This window comes from Thiomonas intermedia (assembly GCF_002028405.1).
In the GTDB taxonomy this organism is placed as follows: Bacteria; Pseudomonadota; Gammaproteobacteria; order Burkholderiales; family Burkholderiaceae_C; genus Thiomonas; species Thiomonas intermedia.
This window is the reverse complement of record NZ_CP020046.1, coordinates 1,963,293-1,979,819: the sequence shown is the minus strand read 5'-3', so window position 1 is coordinate 1,979,819 and position 16,527 is coordinate 1,963,293. Positions and strand designations below refer to the sequence as shown.

Below are 16,527 nucleotides of genomic sequence, written 5' to 3'. Positions count from 1 at the left end.
CCCGACGTGCTCCCTTGCTCACGACTGCGTGGAAAACCCGCTGACGGGTTCATTCCTCCCAGCCCTCGATGATTCCGCAGATGGTCAGATCCGTGGTCACGGTCGGATCGGGCATGGCCAGCCTTGCCGCACTGCCCAGGCTGGTGAACACCCATTTGCCCACCGGCGCGCCCACCGGATCGGTGGCCACCTCGATATTGCCCTTCAAACCCTGCAACACGCGCAACGACGCCGCCTGCAGCCCGGGCGCTCGCCGGGAGCAGACCAGTTCGTCCTTGACGCGCCAGATCTCCATCAGCCCTCCGCCCCCCAGTGGTCGATGATGCCGACGATCGTGAGATCGGAGGGAAAATCCTTGCTGCCCGCAGCTTCGCGCGCCGCCGATGAACCGACGCAGATCACCCAGTCTCCGGGCACGCAGCCCACGGCGTCGACCGCCACGCTGCGCGTGCCGCCCTGCTTGTCCTGGACGACGAGCAGCGGACGGTGGCCGAACGAATCGATCCGATTCGTCGATACCAGCGTCTTTTCCACTCGCATGATGCGCATCTGTCTGTCCTCAATGTCCTGCGTCCGCGACCGCTTCGTCGACGAACACGCAGCGTTCGGTGTCGAAACGATCGGACAATGCCATACGGCAGATCAGCAGATCCCGCGCAACCAGCGCCGGATACCTTGACTCGATCGCCGCCTTGACCCGTTTGGCGCGCTTGAGCGCGCGTTCGCGCGAACCGGGCACGCGCGACGAGTAGTAGAAGTGCACCAGCACCGGAACCGGCAGCCCATGGCGCACGTTCAAACCCGTGAAAATCTTGATGCCGACGTCCATGTCGGCCGCGCCTTCCTCGACCGTGTCGAGGTGGGCGTAGTAATACTTGTTGCGCATCTGCACATAGTGCGTCGCTTCACCGGCGCAGATGAATTCTTCGTCGTGGCCCAGCACCGAGTAACGACCCTGGTGATGGTGAATCACGAACTCGATCTGCGACAGATTGGCCTCGGCCAGCGCCAGCACCAGGCTGCGCATACCGGCATCCATGACGCCCCGGCCCTGAGCCCAGCCGTCCATGTGCTGCGTCTCGTCCACCCGTTGTGCGATGTGGGCACGCGCGGTTTCGGCCGCCAGTCCGACGGTCTCGCGGTACAGCTCGGCAGTATCGACGTAGCGATAGGGATTCACGTCGCCATCGGCGTCCGGCAGGTGGATGCGCAGGGCATCGAGATCGGTATCGAGGCCGACCAGCAGCACGGCGGGCGCGGCGCCCACGCCATAGGTGCGCTCAATGGCCACGCGCAGTTCGTCGAGACGCTGCTTGGCCGATTCCACGGCCTGCTTGTCGTTGCTGGCATGGAAGGCGCAGCCCTGATCGTGCGAATGAGAACTGCTGAAGTGATAGACGGCGATCTTCAGATAATTCTGCGACTCGCCCCCGGGAATGCCACCGGTCAGGCGCTCGAGTTCGCGGTGCGCCCAGTCGGCCATGTCGGCTTCGACGTCGAACATCGCCCCGGCGTAGGCCTTGACGTAGACGTTGCGGTTGGGCGCCATACGGAACACGAACGGCACCAGGCCTTGCAGCCGACCGTCGGCGCAGGGTGTGATGTCCACCGTGTGAAAGCCACAAGCCGCGAGAAACTCGGGCGTGAGCGCCATGCGGGTCAGCCATGGCGCCTGATCGGCATCGGTGTGGTCGATGCAGCTTTTGAAACTCTGGAAGATGCAATGGGTGTGCAGCGCCTTCATGTCCAGGCCGGACACCCAGGCGTCGTCGAGCAGTTCCTGCGGCAGCGCATAGCCCAGACGGGTCTGCGCCAGGCCTTGGGCGCGCTGGGCGAAATCTGTCTCGTGCTGCAGCGCTGAGATGTCTTTGAGCGTATCGACGATGCCGCTGAAACGTCCGCGCACGCTGCGCTCGTAGTCGGACAGGCGCCGATTGAGCTCCGGGTCGACCAGACCATGCTCGCAGCGCTGACCCGGCCCGATGACACAGGCCGGATTGTCGCTATCGGCCTGGGCATGAAACGCCGGCCGCACGGCATGCAGGTGCGCAGCGGGAGCGTCCTGCGAAGGCAGGTAAGCGCCGCTGGCCCTCAAGGCCGCCATGCGTTTGTGCGTATTCATGCCTGGACGCTCCGGTTCAGCCGCGCGCGCCGCCTGAGACGGTCACGGCAGCGCCGCGCTCGGTGTTGCCGGAAGAACCGGTCACACGAGACGACGGAATCTCGGGACGCTCCACTTCACGGAACGTGGCGGCATTCGATCCCATGCCGCGCGGCTGACCGCGCATCGATGGGTTGCGAGCGAGGCTGGATGCACCTTCGGTTCCGGTCACGCGAGACTGCTCCAGCCAGACGTCGCCCGAAATCCGGGTGCCTTGCTGGCTGCCTTCGCCAGTCAGGCGCTGTGCCGCACGCTGCACGGTTTCCTGCTGGTCCTGCTGCTGCGACTGGAAGCGCTGCATGTCCTGCTTGCGGAACTCGGGCGTGCCGGTGATCAGGCCTTCGGCCTTGTTGATCGAGCCGGTGAGGCGGTCGGTACCCAGACCATTGCCCGTCACATCCATGCCACGCTCGCGGCCGAGCGAAGCATGGCCGGGCGTGAGGATGCTGAAAATGAAGGGCGCAGCGTCGCGAGCCGGCGCTTCGGCAGGACGCGCACGCGACACGAAGCGGCCGCTGGTGGCGCATTGCCCCGGCATGGTGTCCAGGCCGAGATAGGGCGTTCCGGTGACAGAGCCGCAGGCCCCGCGTTCATCGCCCGTCATCACCGAGCCACCGGCACCCGGACGGTCGCCGCTGATGGCCCGCAGCGACACGGTGGCGCTGTCGCGCTGCACATTGCGTTGCTGCTGCAGCGCAGGCGCCTCGCAGAACGTCTGGAACTGACCTTGGCCGATGTAGCTGTTGCCACTGATGGGCGCGCAGGCGCCCGCCTCGTTGCCGGTGACCCGCGAAGCGCGGCCAGGGTTGCTGCCGGTGATTCTCTGACCATTCCAGGTCTGATCGACCGCGACCTTGGTGATCGGGGCAATCGCTTCAGGTGCTTCACATACGGCGCCGAGCTGCTGGGCGCCGATGTAATCGATACCGGTGACGGGTTTGCACCCGAACGACTCGTCACCGGACAATTTTGGGCTGGGCGCGACCTCGGAACCGGTCACGGAACGTCCACCCAGCGTCTGCATGACGCTGACCTTGGCCGGGGCCGACGCGGTGGCGCCACCGAAATCCTTGGCGTTGAAATACTGGTTGCCCGAGACCGCGCGGGACGAGCCGGTCTCGTTGCCGGTGACGTGTGTGCTGCGACCCACATCGGTGCCGGTCACGCTCTGGCCGTCGCGGCTCGACATCACGCTGATCTTGCGTGGCTGTGTCGGGGCGCTGGTCTGGCAGAGCTGGCTGAACTGCTCGGAGGACAGGTACTGAGTGCCGGTCACGGGACGGCAGGCACCGGCCTCATCGCCGGTCATGCTCTTGCGCGCACCCACGCCGGTACCGGTCACGGTCTTGCCGCTGGCCGTCGTGGAAACCTCGACCTTGTTCGGGGCCGTATCGGCACTGGCGGTGCTGTAACGGGTGCCGGTGAGGGCGCGGTCCGCCCCCTGCTCGCCACCCGTCACCTTGACCTGGCGGTCGACCAGCGTCCCCGTGAAACGCTGACCCATCTCGGTAGTGCCGCGGCCGACCTTCTCGGCGCTGGCCTGGGGACGGGTTTCGCAGAACTCCTGATAGCGCTCGGCGCTGAGGTAGTCGGAGCCGGTGATGGCGCGGCAGGCGCCGGGCTCATCGCCTGTGACCTTGGTGGACCGACCGACCTCGGTGCCCGTCACACGCTGTTCGCGCAGGGTGGTGCTCACGCCGACTTTGGGCGCATTGGGCGCCGGGCGGGTCTTGCACAGCGCATCGAACTGTTCGGTGCCGATGTATTCGGTTCCGGTAATGGCGCGACAGGAGCCGGGCTCGTTGCCGCTGACCCGCTGGCTGCGCTCGACCTGGGTGCCGGTCACGCGCTGGCCCGAAAGGGTATGACCCTCCTCGACCTTCACGGGCACGGCAGCCCGGGTATCGCGAGCCTTCATGCGTCCGCTGTGGCGCGAGGCATCGGCAGTCGCACCGGCGCGCCCGACGAGGGACTGCACATGGCGGCGCTGCATGGCTACCTGACGGGCGGTAGCGCCTTTGCTCATGGCGGTCTGCCAATCCTGTCCCGGCAACGCTGCGGCAATCTTGGTGGCCTGGGCCACGCGGCGCAGGCCGGCTTTGCCATCCTGAGCCAGCGCGGCGCGGCGTGCCTGCGCCAGGGCGCGACCACCGGCCATGGGCACGGCGCGAACCGCCGCGCTCACGTCAGCGGCCGGAGCGGTCATCGCACTCTGGGTGGACAGCGCCGGGGAGGACGCGGTGTCGGCGCAACCGCAGCCGCAGGACTTCTCCGCGACGCAACCGCAGGAGGCAGACGCCTCGCGGACGGACGCGGCGGGCACTGCAGCCGTAGGACGCAGATGGGCGCTTGGGCGACTCGGGCCGCCGTTGACAGCCTGCTTGACCGCGGGCTTGCCCTGCTGCGACATCGCCTGACGGCGCGCACGGGCAGGGCTGAGCTGCGCCTGAGGCGGACTCAGCGACGCGGATGCCGAGGTCGCACGCACCACGGGTGCTGCCGACGTAGCGGAGGCAGGACGCGACTGCGGCGACTGCGAAGAGGCAGCAGTCAGCGCGGCCGCCATCTCCGGCCTTTGACGCACGGAGGCGGCGGCAGGCTTGGCCGAACCGGCCTTGCCATGCAGCGCCATGGCCTGGCGCCGCTTGAGTGCCAGCTCGCGACCCGAGAGGGTCGCCTGCGCATGGCGATCGGCAGGGTATGTCATGGTGGACCTCGATGCAGAGAAGTCGTGAATTCAGAAAACTCGTTGTCTGGGCCCAGGGCACGCAGCCCCGGACACCCGGCGCGACGGCAACCTGGCCGTCACGCCCGAACTGCGATCAGCGGTAGACGACGAACGCGAGACCCTGGCTCTGGGCGTAGTTGTCATAAGCGACGAAACGCACCATGTGGTCAGGGAATTCGCGGTGGCAGGCTTCGAGTTCGCCCAGCACCGCGTCGACGGACTGCTCGCCGAACAACGGCAGCTTCCACATGTACCAGAAGCTCACGCGGGCCGAGGTGCCCTTTTCGGTGTGTTCCACCGCGGGGTTCCAGCCCTGGGCGATGGCGTAGGCGATCTGGCGACGCACCTGATCGGGCGTCATTTGCGGCAGGTAGGAAAAGGTCTCAAACTTCTTGGTGGCTTTATAGGCTTGCACGGTGGCCATGATGAATTCCTTTTAGAGCAAACGGTGTCAGACAGCGGCGGCGCGCTTCGCGCCAGCCGCACCGGGAACGATCACTTGTTGGCGACGTCCAGCTTGTCGACGGTGTCGAACTCGAACTTGATTTCCTTCCAGGTTTCCATGGCGATCTTCAGTTCGGGCGAGTTCGCGGCCGCGGCGGTGAGAATCTCGCGGCCTTCCTTTTCGACCTGACGGCCTTCGTTACGGGCCTGCACGCAAGCCTCAAGCGCCACGCGGTTGGCCGCGGCACCAGCCGCGTTGCCCCAGGGGTGGCCCAGGGTGCCGCCGCCGAACTGCAGCACGGAGTCGTCTCCGAAGATGTTGACCAGCGCGGGCATGTGCCACACGTGAATGCCGCCAGAGGCCACGGCGAAGGCGCCGGGCATGGAGCCCCAGTCCTGATCGAAGAACAGGCCGCGGCTGCGGTCTTCCGGCACATACGATTCACGCAGCAGGTCGATCCAGCCCAGCGTGGAGGCGCGGTCGCCTTCGAGCTTGCCCACCACGGTGCCGGTGTGCAGGTGATCGCCGCCCGACAGGCGCAGGATCTTGGTCAGCACGCGGAAGTGGATGCCGTGGTGCGGGTTGCGGTCGAGCACCGCGTGCATGGCGCGGTGGATGTGCAGCAGCATGCCGTTGTCCTGACACCATTGGGCCAGGCCGGTGTTGGCGCAGAAGCCGCCGGTGATGTAGTCGTGCATGATGATGGGTGCGCCGATTTCCTTGGCGTACTCCGCACGCTTGAACATTTCGTCCGGGGTCGGCGCGGTCACGTTCAGATAGTGACCCTTGCGCTCACCCGTTTCCTGCTCGGCCTTGAGCGTGGCTTCCTGCACGAAGTCGAAACGCTGCTTCCAGCGCATGAACGGCTGGGAGTTGATGTTTTCGTCGTCCTTGGTGAAGTCGAGGCCGCCGCGCAGGCACTCGTACACGGCGCGGCCGTAGTTCTTGCCCGACAGGCCCAGTTTCGGCTTGATGGTGCAACCCAGCAGCGGGCGGCCATACTTGTTCATCACGTCGCGCTCGACCTGGATGCCGTTGGGCGGCCCGTTGCAGGTCTTGACGTAGGCGATCGGGAAGCGGATGTCTTCCAGCCGCAGGGCGCGAATCGCCTTGAAGCCGAACACGTTGCCCACCAGCGAGGTGAACACGTTGACGACCGAACCCTCTTCGAACAGGTCGATGGGGTAGGCGATGAAGGCGTAGAAGCAGGTGTCGTCGCCCGGCACGTCTTCGATGCGATAGGCACGGCCCTTGTAGTAGTCCATGTCGGTCAACAGATCGGTCCAGACGGTCGTCCAGGTTCCGGTCGAAGACTCGGCGGCCACGGCGGCAGCTGCTTCCTCACGATCGACGCCCGCCTGCGGGGTGATCTTGAAGCAGGCCAGAAGGTCGGTGTCCAGAGGGGTGTACTCCGGCATCCAATAGGTTTGCCGGTACTCCTTAACGCCGGCCTGATAGGTCTTAACTGCCATATCGATCACTCCTTAGCGATGAAACGCGACAAAAACTGCGATAAAAATTCAATGTTCTGGCCAACAGGCTCATGCGGCCAACCAATCACTGCTTAACCGCAGCTCCGCACAAGCCGCCGGAGCGGTCTGCCTTGCTGCGCTGCCTGGGATTTAACGCGGCCGAGCAGGCCAGAAAGCCCGGACACAAGCCACACATCCTTGAAAGCGGACTGAAGGATACTGCCCCGCACTCATAAGAATCAATTTATATCGGCAACACATTCGTTAAATTTATCTGAACAGAAAGCACCCTTCGGCACCGCTGCTCAGTTCCTGAACTTGACCGGCCGCCCCACCTGAATGTCGGAGACGAAAACCACGCCCGAATGCGCTTCGAAGAACGGTTGAAAGCCTTCGAGCAGCGGGCCGACCAGCTCCTCGGGAACGGCAGCGATGATCATAATCAGCGCATCGTCCTCATTGAACATGAGGTGGCCTTCGTACATGCCGTGACTGCCTTTGCCCGACAGGTTGCCGACGATGGTGTAACCCTTCACACCGGCACGGTCGAGCAGGTCGGTGGCGAATTCCTTGTGCGCCCCTTCCAGAATGATTTCCAGCTTTTTCAGCGGATGCAGCTTGATGGCGTTCATGCGACGAGATCCTCCTGAGTCTGGGGCACGAGCGGCGCGCGCTCTTCCCATTGCCCATGGTTGTAGACGAAAGGCTTGTAGCCCTGGGTGGGGTCGATGACGATGGCGCGAATCCAGCCGCCGAGCACCAGGTTCTTCACCTTGACCACGCTTTGCAGCGCGCGCCCGGCAAAGTCGAGCGGCGCCTCGATGAGGGCGATCAGCCGCATCGGCTCGTGGTAGGGCTGTCCCTCGCGCATCACGGTCTGCATCGGCAGGCCGGTGCGCAGATCGCTCAGATTGCCGGTCATCACGCCAAAGCGCCCAGCGACGTTGTGATAGGCCTTGCTGCCGCTGCCCAGGTGGGCATTGTCCACGGTGGAAAAGAAATGCTCCAGATTGATCCATTCCCCCACCACCACCGGCGCGGCGAGCAGGTTTTCGAGCAGTCGGCCCTTGGGATCGCAGCGCCAGTCATACGACAGCAGGAAGGGACGTCCCTCGAGATCCGCCGCCTGGGTGAGGCTGCGACGCCCGACGATGCCGTAGACGTTCTTCGACAGCCCCCATTCGGGCCGCGTCTGCGCCCAGTCGACCGACAGACGCTGCGCCGTGCGATAGGCCTGCGCGGGATCGAGCTCGCGCTTGTGCGGCAGCAGTTTGGGCATGCGCTCGGCCGCCGCCAGCCGCGAGGCCGCCCGCAGACCGTTGCGCAGACGCTCCAGATACACCAGATGTCGCGGCGGCAGCAGGTCGAGGTCGAGCAGCTCGATGGCGTCGGTCGTGGTGGTGTGCAGCGCCGGCAGGAACCAGCTGTCTTCGGGAATGGTGATGCCCATGGTCGCCAGACGCTCGCGCACGGCGGTCTTGTTGGCCATCTGCGCCAGCACGCGGGCGTTGACCAGGCCGCTGCCGCCGCCGCAGGCGCCACAGTCCAGCGCCGACTCGTAGGGGTTATTCTCGGTCTTCCCGGCGTGGCCGACGATGAGCACGAAGCGCGAGAAGTTGCCCGTCAGCCCGATCATGGTCAGGGCGGTGTGAACGTAGTTGACCTGTTCGTCGAGCGAATAGCCGATGCGGCCCAGGCGCACGAGCTGATAGTTGGCGTAGTCGGCGTCGACGCGGTAGTCCTCGCGCAGCTTGTCGATGAAATCGGCCTCCTGCTTGTCGGGCACGCCGAAGGCCGTGCGCAGTCGCGTCGGGCCGTCGCGGTGGCGCAGCGCGGTTTCGCGCAGTTCGCGGATCATGTCGTCGTCCACGCGCTCGCGCTCGATGTGCAGTTCGGCGTGCAAGGCCTTGACGATCATCGCGCGCTGCAGGGTGCGGATGATGGAATCGGCCTGTTCGCGGGTGAGCTTGTCGACCAGCAGGCGGGTGACCGGCTTCTCCGCGTCGATGCGGCTGCGCCAGTGGCTGTAGCCCAGCGGCGCGAGGGTCTTGCCGAACAGATCCAGTCCGAACAGCATGCCCACCGCCTCCACGGTGACGTAGGGCGAGAGCACCGAACTCTTGAGGTCGTGCAGCACATGGCCGAGGGTGCTGACGAAGTCTTCGTCGTTGGGGTCGAGCGCGGCCGGCAGTTCCAGCACGAGGTTCTTGGGCGTGACCACCGCCGGACAGAAATGACTCTCGCTGCCCTTGCCGTAGCCGAGAAAGCCCACGGGCACGCCGAAGAAGCCGGCGATGCCGAAGGTCTGGTAATCGCCCACACGTTCGAGATGGCGCCGGATGGGCTCGGACCGCACATCGATGCAGAACCAGGCCTGGGCGAACGGCCGCTTGCCCGCGGGCAGATCCTGCGGCACCTGAACCCGGGCGAGCAGATGGTCGATGGACTGTGCCTCCATCCCCAGCGTCCACACCATGCCTTCCTGCGGGGCGAAGGCCTGCAGGCCCTCCAGCAGTCCTGCAATGCCCTCGGGCGTCAGCGCCTCGAGCGCCGCCGTGGCCTGCGCGGCGGCGGCCAGTTCGCGGAGTTCGGCCGCCTGTTCATGCCCGAGCTGGGCCTGCCAGAGCGGCCAGTAGCGCTGCAGCAGATCGTCACATCGGGCGCAGTTGCCGCGCGACAGCGCGTCGTCGATGCGCTGGGCCCAGCCCGGCAGCACCTGGCCGCCATGAAAGGCTTCGCGCAGCAGACATTCGGCGCTGCGTTCGCGCAACAGGGCATCCAACTGATCGCGGCGTACCGGGGTGCGGCGCTGGCGCGAGCTTTCCTGCAGCAGCGCCAACCCCACCACGAGACGAATGGCCAGCAGATCGACGACGTCGGCGGGGTAGCGTTGCGCCCAGTAGTAATGCTTGGCGGACGAACGCCAGCGCACGAAGCCCGTCCAGCCGTGCAGCCGGGTGAGCTCGTGGGTGAAATAGGCCGGCCATTCGTCGGTATCGATGCCCATTTCTTCCATGACGTGCACCACGGCATTCTCGGCATCCTGCACCTGATCGAGGATGCGCCGCACATGCAGCCCCCGCAGGAACAGGCGCGCATTGCGCCGCGCGATCTCGCTCCAGGCGGCAAACAGGCCGCGCTCGCGCCCAGGCATGCGCCAGGACGACTGGTCTTCGTCGAAGAAATCGAGACAGCTCTTGATCACCAGCTCGTCGAGCTCGTCGGCCATCCGGGTACCCCACAGCGCATCCACCGCCGCAGGCAGGGTGCGGTCGTGCAGACGCTGCCGCAGACCGGGAAGCAGGCCGGTCACATCCACCGCCTGGGGCGAAGCCTGCTGGCCATGCAGCGCGGCGTGAACGTCCTGCGCCTGCACCCCAGGCACCACGCCATCGCGGTCATGCGCCGACTGCATCAGGCCCATCAGCCAGCGGGGCCAGTCGATGCCCGGCACCGCGGGCAGGGCCTGCGAGCGCCGCGCAATTTCGTCGACCAGCGTGGCCTGCCGGACCTTGCCTTCACCCTGCCAGTGCCGATAGTTGCTGCGCGGCAGGAACATGCGCGCATGAAACAGCTCAGCGCCACGGCGCACCGCCTGCTCGAACGGCATGTCCTCCAGACCGTAGAGCGGGTTGTGATGAATGAAGGTGCGCATCGGCCAGAAAAACGGAACCGGCTCCCCCGCCACGTAGGCGGTCGAGCGCACGCGCAGGCGCTTGCCCAGATTCAGCGCATCCACCATGCCCAACTCCCCATGAGACCCAGAGACACCGCGATCAGCGCCAGCAGCACCCAGACCGCGCCCGCGGAAACCGACAGATCCGATGTCCCCACGGGCCGCGGCCAGGGGTCACCGAACAAACCATGCTGCCACAACAATGCCGCCGCCCAGCTCCAGAGAATCCAGACGCCCAGCACCGTGAACACGCAGACCGCGGGCATTGCGAATAGCACCGCCAGAAGGGCGAAGAAGCCAGGAAACGGCGGCGCCGCCAGGGCGGCCAGCAGGGCCACCACCAAGGCGCCGGTCAGTCGCGGATAGGCCGGCCCCAGTCGCCCGCGCAGACCCAGATACGCGCCCCCCAGACGGCGGCGCAGCGCGCAGGCCAGCAGGGTGAGCACCGCGGCAGGCAGGCTCAAGCCCAGCGCCACGGCGATGAGGCGATCATCCGGCATGCCGTACAGCCAGGCCAGCCAGACCAAGGGCCAGGACGAGCTGGCCTGCAACCGCGCCCAGACAAAGAGTTCGCGCACCGCCAACAGCCGCCACGCGTAGAGCAGGGCCGTGACTGCGGCGAGCACCTGAATGACCCGGGCCAGCGGCCCCACAGGCACGGCCACGCCGCCCAGGACATAGGCGCCGGCCACGGGAAGAGCGACCAGCAGCAGGGCGCGCAGCCAGGCCGGCAAGGCCTGCAGCACCGCGTTGACGCCCAGGCTGAACGGCAGCAGAGGCAGCAGCACGACGGCACACACGAGCAGTTCGATCATCATGCGCTCCTCAGACCCAACGCAGCCAGACATTCACCCGCTTGGCCGCGGCCACCGCGCCGCGCGACATCTGGGTGTAGACATCAGAGACGTAGAACTCGCGCGAGATCAGGGTGTAGAGATTGAGATAGATGGCGTTCCAAAGCGTGCCCGGCCGCCCCTCGAGATCGAGCGACTGGGCATAGAACGTCACCAGCCAGGCCCCCACCAGCGCCAGGGTGAGGAAAATGATCATCAGGTCGAAGGCCAGCAGATTGATGCCCGCCGCGGCATAGGTCGCATCGCGCAGCACCGGATCGGGATAGAGGAAGGCCTCGAACACATGCGCGATCAGCGTGTAACCCACCACCACGATCAGGAACGACAGGAAGATCATGGTCAGCGAGCGCCACGGGTTCTCGCTCGGCAGCTTGTGGATCGAGAAGAACACCTGCGCGCCCGTCACCCAGCCGAAGAACAGCAGCACCACCGCGCCCTGCTTGTGGAAAAAGTCCGCCGCCACCAGCCAGTGCGACAACCCCAGCACCACCGCAGGCACCAGCACGGTGATCAGCGCGGCCAGCAGCCAGGGCACCTTCACCGCGCGCAGCGGCCGACGTTCGACCACGAAGGTGTAGATGTCGTCGGCGGGTACGCCGTCGTCGCGCCGGGTGTCGCCGATCACATTGCCCGAACTGAGGAACAGCGTGGCCTTGAACAGTCCGTGGGCGATGAGGTGATAGACCGCCAGCGAGAACGCTCCCAGCCCGCACTCCATGATCATGAAGCCCATCTGCCCCATGGTCGAATAGCCCAGCGATTTCTTGATGTCGTTCTGGGTGAGCATCAGCGCCGAACCGAGCAGCGCCGTCACCAGGCCCACGACGAAGGCCAGGTGCAGCACATCCGGCGCGTGAATGAGCAGCGGCGCGAAACGGTTGAACAGAAAGCCACCGGCATTGACGATGCCTGCGTGCATCAGCGCCGACACCGGCGTGGGGCCATCCATGGTGTAAGGCAGCCAGATGTGCAGCGGAAACTGAGCCGAGCGGGCGAACGCCGCCAGGGCCACCAGCAGCCCGGCCAGCGGCACCACCGCCACGCCACCGAGCTGCACATGCGGATCGGCCGCCACACGGGCGAACAGGCTGGGCAGATCCCACACGCCATAGGCCTTGACCAGCAACAGCGCCGCGCCGACCAGGGGCAGATCGCCCAGGCGGTAGGTGATGAAGGTCCAGAAGGCGTAGCGGCCCGCCGCCTCGCGTTCGGTGTTGTGGCCCAACAGGAAATAGAGCAGCTGCCCCACCGCAAACCAGGCGGCCAGCAGTGTGAGCAGATCCCCGGCGCTCACCATCAGCAGAATGGACGCCGTCATCAGATCGAGCAGGGAGAAGAAGCGCACATAGCCCGGCTCATCGGCCATGTAGTTCAGCGAATACACATGCACGATCAGGCTGATGCCCGCCACGAGGACCGACATGGCCAGGCTGAGCGGGTCGAGCAGCAGACCGATCTGGGCCACACCGACGAACAAGGGCTCCCCTTCCGCACTGCGCAGGTGGTGAACCAACAGCACCAGCGCCAGCAGGACCGTCAGGGTCGTGAACAGAATGCTCCAGCGGGCGGCACGCCGACGTCTCTGCCCACATAACAAGGGCAGCAGCGCGGCGGACAACAAGGGCAGGGCCGGAAGGGCCAGCACAGCGACATCGATCCAGTTCATCGGGCTTGGGGCTCTGTGAGCGAAAGTCTGCAGAACAGATTGAACGGAACAGGCGGCTTGAAAACGTCTCGAACCGCCCCGGCAGCATGGCCATCAGCCCCGAGGCCGATGACAGGGGCACATCCTATTCGCCCCCCTAGGTAAGGAAAATTTATAAATTCTGTCTCTCAGTTCATCAAATCTAAACTTATGGATCGCCTCCACCGTGTTGCCTCGGGAGGCTGTCCGGCCGACGGCCCGTGACGAAAAACGAGAAGAGAAATCGGCAGGGCTCCCCGAGGGCCAGGCTCCGGCCAATAGCGGTCACCATGGGGGCCTGGAAACCCGGCCGGCCCAGCGCGCCTTGAACGACGCCTATATCTATATTGATCCGGACTGGAACAGGATGAAGGGTTCATGGGCCATGCCGTACAACGCACTCCCCCTCCCAACCTCCCCCACAAGGTGGGGGAGGCGTAAAAGGCGCTGCGCGTGATCTGCGTAAGCCCCTCCCAACCTCCCCGCGAGATGGGAGAGGCGTAAAAGGCGCTGCGCGTGGTCTGCGTAAGCCCCTCCCAACCTCCCCTCGAGATGGAAGAGGCGTAAAAGGCGCTGCGCGTGGTCTGCGTAAACCCCTCCCAATCTCCCCGCAAGGCGAGGGAGGCGTGTTTGCTCCGTCTCCACTTGCGGGGAGGACAGGGTGAGGAGGCGCCGTCTCAAACTGCAATGTGGCGCATCAAGAGGTCGGCAGGGCCTACGGCTGCGAGCCTTCCGCGCCAAACACGGCACGGGTGAGCGCATGGACGGCGGCGCGTTCGGGCTGCAGGCTGTCGGCTGCCACGCGGGCTGCATCGGCGCCGGCCAGCCGCTCCCGGTGCTGGATGCGTCGCAGCTCGCGGTAGGCGTCGGCCGAAGGTCGGCCCACGCCGGCGGGCAGCAGGCCCAGGGTCTCGGCCATGCCGAGCAGGGCGATGTTGCCCAGATCGGCGGTGAGCTGCGGATAGTCGGCAGCGTGGGCCAGCACCAGGAACTGGACCGCGAATTCCACATCGACCATGCCTCCGGGATCGTGCTTCACATCGAACTGCGCGCTGCGATTGGGATGGCCGTCGGCCACTTTCTGCCGCATGGCCAGGATTTCGGTGCGCAGGGCCTGCACCTCACGCGGGGTCGTGAGCACCGCGGTGCGGATGGCCTCGAAGCGCACGCCGATGGCCAGGTCGCCCGCGCAGCACCGCGCCCGGGTAAGGGCCTGATGCTCCCAGGTCCAGGCCGTATTGCTGCCGCGCCCGCGCTGGTAGGCATCGAAGGCCTCCAGGCTGGTCACCAGCAAACCCGCGTTGCCATTGGGGCGCAGCCGGGTGTCGATCTCGAACAGGCGGCCCGCCGCGGTATGCGCGGTCAGCCACCACACCAGCTTGCGGGCGAAGGCGGCGTAGATGTCCTGGGCTTCGTCGGCCTTGTCGTCGTATAGAAAGACAATGTCGAGATCGCTGCCGTAGCCCAACTCCTTGCCACCGAGCTTGCCGTAGGCGATGACGGCGAATGCCGGCTGTTCGCGGTGTTTTTGCGGCAATTCCCTCCAGCACCACTCCAGCGCCAGTTGCACGGTGGCATCGGCCAGGGCGGAGAGTTCATCGGCCACCTGCTCGACCTTGATGAGCCCGGCCAGATCTCGCGACAGGGTACGGAACATCTCGGCGTGAAAGCCTTGCCGCAGCAGATCCATGCCCTCGCCGGCATCCCAGCGGGCCGATTCGAGCGCGCGAACCTGCTGCTGCAACAGGCCCTGCCGATACTCCTGGGCGTTGAAGCGCTCGCTGGGCGGCGCGATGAGCTCGTCGACCACGGCCGGATGGCGCTTGATGTAATCGGTGGCCCAGGCCGAGGTTTCCAGCACCGCGCACAGCCGGGCGAGCGCGGCGGGCTGCTCGGCAAAAAAGGCCAGATAGGTTTCGCGCCGCCCGATGGCTTCGAGCAGGTCGATGACCCGGCTCAGGCAGATCTCCGCACTGGGGCGCTCGGCCGCCATGCCGATGGCGCGATCGAGCACGCGCAGCAGCCGCAGCCGTCCCATATCGCTCAGCGCGGTGTAGCGTGGCGAGGTCTCGAGCGCCTTCAGCCGCGCCACGATGGCGTCCTGCGCCAACCCTGCCTTGGCCAGCCGGTGCCGCACCGCGTCCAGGTTTTCCGGCGGTTTGCTGCAGCCGGTGCATTGCGGGCCGTTGTGCAGCAGCGCGTCGAACTCGCTGGCCACGAACTCGCGCACGCTGTCGAGCTCGCGCAGCAGCTTGCAGCCCTTGGGACAGGCGCCGCGGCGCTGCGCGTCGTCGTCCACAAAACCCATGGCCCAGGCCAGGGCGTGCAGGTCGGCATCGTCGGCGGGCAGGCTGTGCGTCTGGGCATCGTCGAGATACTGGATGCGGTGCTCCAGCCGACGCAAAAACCGATAGCTCGACGCCAGCCGCTCGGCCGCGTCGGCCTGCAGCAATCCCTGCGCCACCAGCAGCTGCAGGGCCGGCAGGGTGGCACGCTCGCGGATCTGCGGCATGCGCCCGCCACGCACCACCTGCAAGAGCTGCACCGTGAATTCGATCTCGCGGATGCCGCCACGCCCCAGCTTCACATCATTGGCCTTGTCGGGGCGGGCCGCGGCGCGCTTGGTGGCCTCGGCGCGGATCTGCCGGTGCAGGGCGCGCAGGGCTTCAAGCATGCCGAAGTCGAGATAGCGGCGCCAGACGAAAGGTTCGACCACCGCCGCCAGACTCTGCGCGGCCTGCAGGGCCGCCGGGGTCTGCAGCGGCGACACCACGCGCGACTTGAGCCAGGCAAACCGCTCCCATTCGCGCCCCTGCACCAGGAAATACTCTTCCAGCATCGCCAGGCTGACGACGGGCGGGCCGCTGTCGCCGTTGGGACGCAGCCGGGTGTCGACCCGGAACACGAAGCCGTCGCCGGTGACGTCGGACAGCAGCGGCACGAAGGCGCGCACCACGCGACCGAAATACTCTTGATTGCTCAGGCTGACGGCGCCGTCGGTCTCGCCATCGTCGTCGTACACGAAGACCAGATCGATGTCGGACGAGACATTGAGCTCGCGTCCGCCGAGCTTGCCCATGCCCACCACCAGAAACTGCGCCTCGTCGCCTGTGGCGGTACGCGGCACGCCGAAGCGCGCCTGCAGCTCGGCATGCGCCGCACCCAGCCCCGCCGCCACCACGCTTTCGGCCAGGTCGCTGATGCCGATGCAGACCGCCTCCAGCGGCGCCCCGGCCAGATCGGCCTCGATCAGCCGCAGCATCAAGGCATTGCGCACCCGGCGCAGCGCGGCGGGCAGCGCAGCGCCTTGCCGCATCAGCGTGGCGATCGACGCATCGAGTTCCCGCCGTGTCGGAATGTCGGGCGGCCAGCAGGCCAGCACATCGTCGAACCGGCCGACATGGCGACGATAAAAGCGGGAAAACTGCGACAACTCCATCGGGCGGGTCCGGCAACTTCAATGAGGGCGGAGCATATTCCAGCCACCGCAATGCTGCACCGGGCCTG

The 16,527-nt window shown here is 66.2% G+C and carries 11 protein-coding genes; all 11 read right to left on the bottom strand.

Annotated features, from left to right (window positions below; translation table 11 throughout):
• Positions 1 to 49 precede the first annotated feature (49 nt).
• Entirely contained in the window at positions 50 to 295 is a 246-nt protein-coding gene (locus BVH73_RS09165) for a carboxysome peptide B (protein ID WP_079418012.1), read from the bottom strand.
• Positions 295 to 549: an alpha-carboxysome shell vertex protein CsoS4 gene (csoS4, locus tag BVH73_RS09160; protein WP_079418011.1), complete on the bottom strand. Its 255-nt coding sequence runs from the start codon at positions 547 to 549 to the stop codon at positions 295 to 297. The genes BVH73_RS09165 and csoS4 overlap by 1 nt, the downstream gene beginning before the upstream one ends.
• Before the next feature lie 10 nt (positions 550 to 559).
• Complete coding sequence (locus BVH73_RS09155; protein ID WP_079418010.1) at positions 560 to 2,122, bottom strand: carboxysome shell carbonic anhydrase; 1,563 nt, start codon at positions 2,120 to 2,122, stop codon at positions 560 to 562.
• A gap of 16 nt (positions 2,123 to 2,138) precedes the next feature.
• A complete protein-coding gene (locus BVH73_RS09150) occupies positions 2,139 to 4,868 on the bottom strand; it encodes an alpha-carboxysome scaffolding protein CsoS2 (protein WP_079418008.1) in 2,730 nt (909 codons plus the stop codon).
• 115 nt (positions 4,869 to 4,983) lie between these two features.
• On the bottom strand, positions 4,984 to 5,313 hold the full coding sequence (locus BVH73_RS09145; RefSeq protein ID WP_079418007.1) for a ribulose bisphosphate carboxylase small subunit: 330 nt from the start codon (positions 5,311 to 5,313) through the stop codon (positions 4,984 to 4,986).
• A gap of 71 nt (positions 5,314 to 5,384) precedes the next feature.
• Positions 5,385 to 6,806: a form I ribulose bisphosphate carboxylase large subunit gene (locus tag BVH73_RS09140; protein ID WP_079418005.1), complete on the bottom strand. Its 1,422-nt coding sequence runs from the start codon at positions 6,804 to 6,806 to the stop codon at positions 5,385 to 5,387.
• A 305-nt stretch (positions 6,807 to 7,111) separates the two neighbouring features.
• Positions 7,112 to 7,438 carry a P-II family nitrogen regulator gene (locus tag BVH73_RS09135; protein WP_079418004.1) on the bottom strand — a complete coding sequence of 109 codons (327 nt, stop codon included), beginning with the start codon at positions 7,436 to 7,438 and terminating at the stop codon, positions 7,112 to 7,114.
• Positions 7,435 to 10,548: a DUF2309 domain-containing protein gene (locus tag BVH73_RS09130; RefSeq protein WP_079418002.1), complete on the bottom strand. Its 3,114-nt coding sequence runs from the start codon at positions 10,546 to 10,548 to the stop codon at positions 7,435 to 7,437. The genes BVH73_RS09135 and BVH73_RS09130 overlap by 4 nt, the downstream gene beginning before the upstream one ends.
• Positions 10,533 to 11,297: a hypothetical protein gene (locus BVH73_RS09125; RefSeq protein ID WP_079420486.1), complete on the bottom strand. Its 765-nt coding sequence runs from the start codon at positions 11,295 to 11,297 to the stop codon at positions 10,533 to 10,535. Before BVH73_RS09125 ends, BVH73_RS09130 begins: the two co-directional genes overlap by 16 nt.
• 10 nt (positions 11,298 to 11,307) lie before the next feature.
• Entirely contained in the window at positions 11,308 to 13,002 is a 1,695-nt protein-coding gene (locus tag BVH73_RS09120) for a proton-conducting transporter transmembrane domain-containing protein (RefSeq protein ID WP_079418001.1), read from the bottom strand.
• A gap of 733 nt (positions 13,003 to 13,735) precedes the next feature.
• The gene (gene glnE, locus BVH73_RS09110; RefSeq protein ID WP_079417998.1) at positions 13,736 to 16,459 is read right to left on the bottom strand and encodes a bifunctional [glutamate--ammonia ligase]-adenylyl-L-tyrosine phosphorylase/[glutamate--ammonia-ligase] adenylyltransferase; all 2,724 of its coding nucleotides are present in this window, start codon (positions 16,457 to 16,459) and stop codon (positions 13,736 to 13,738) included.
• Between the last annotated feature and the right edge of the window lie 68 nt (positions 16,460 to 16,527).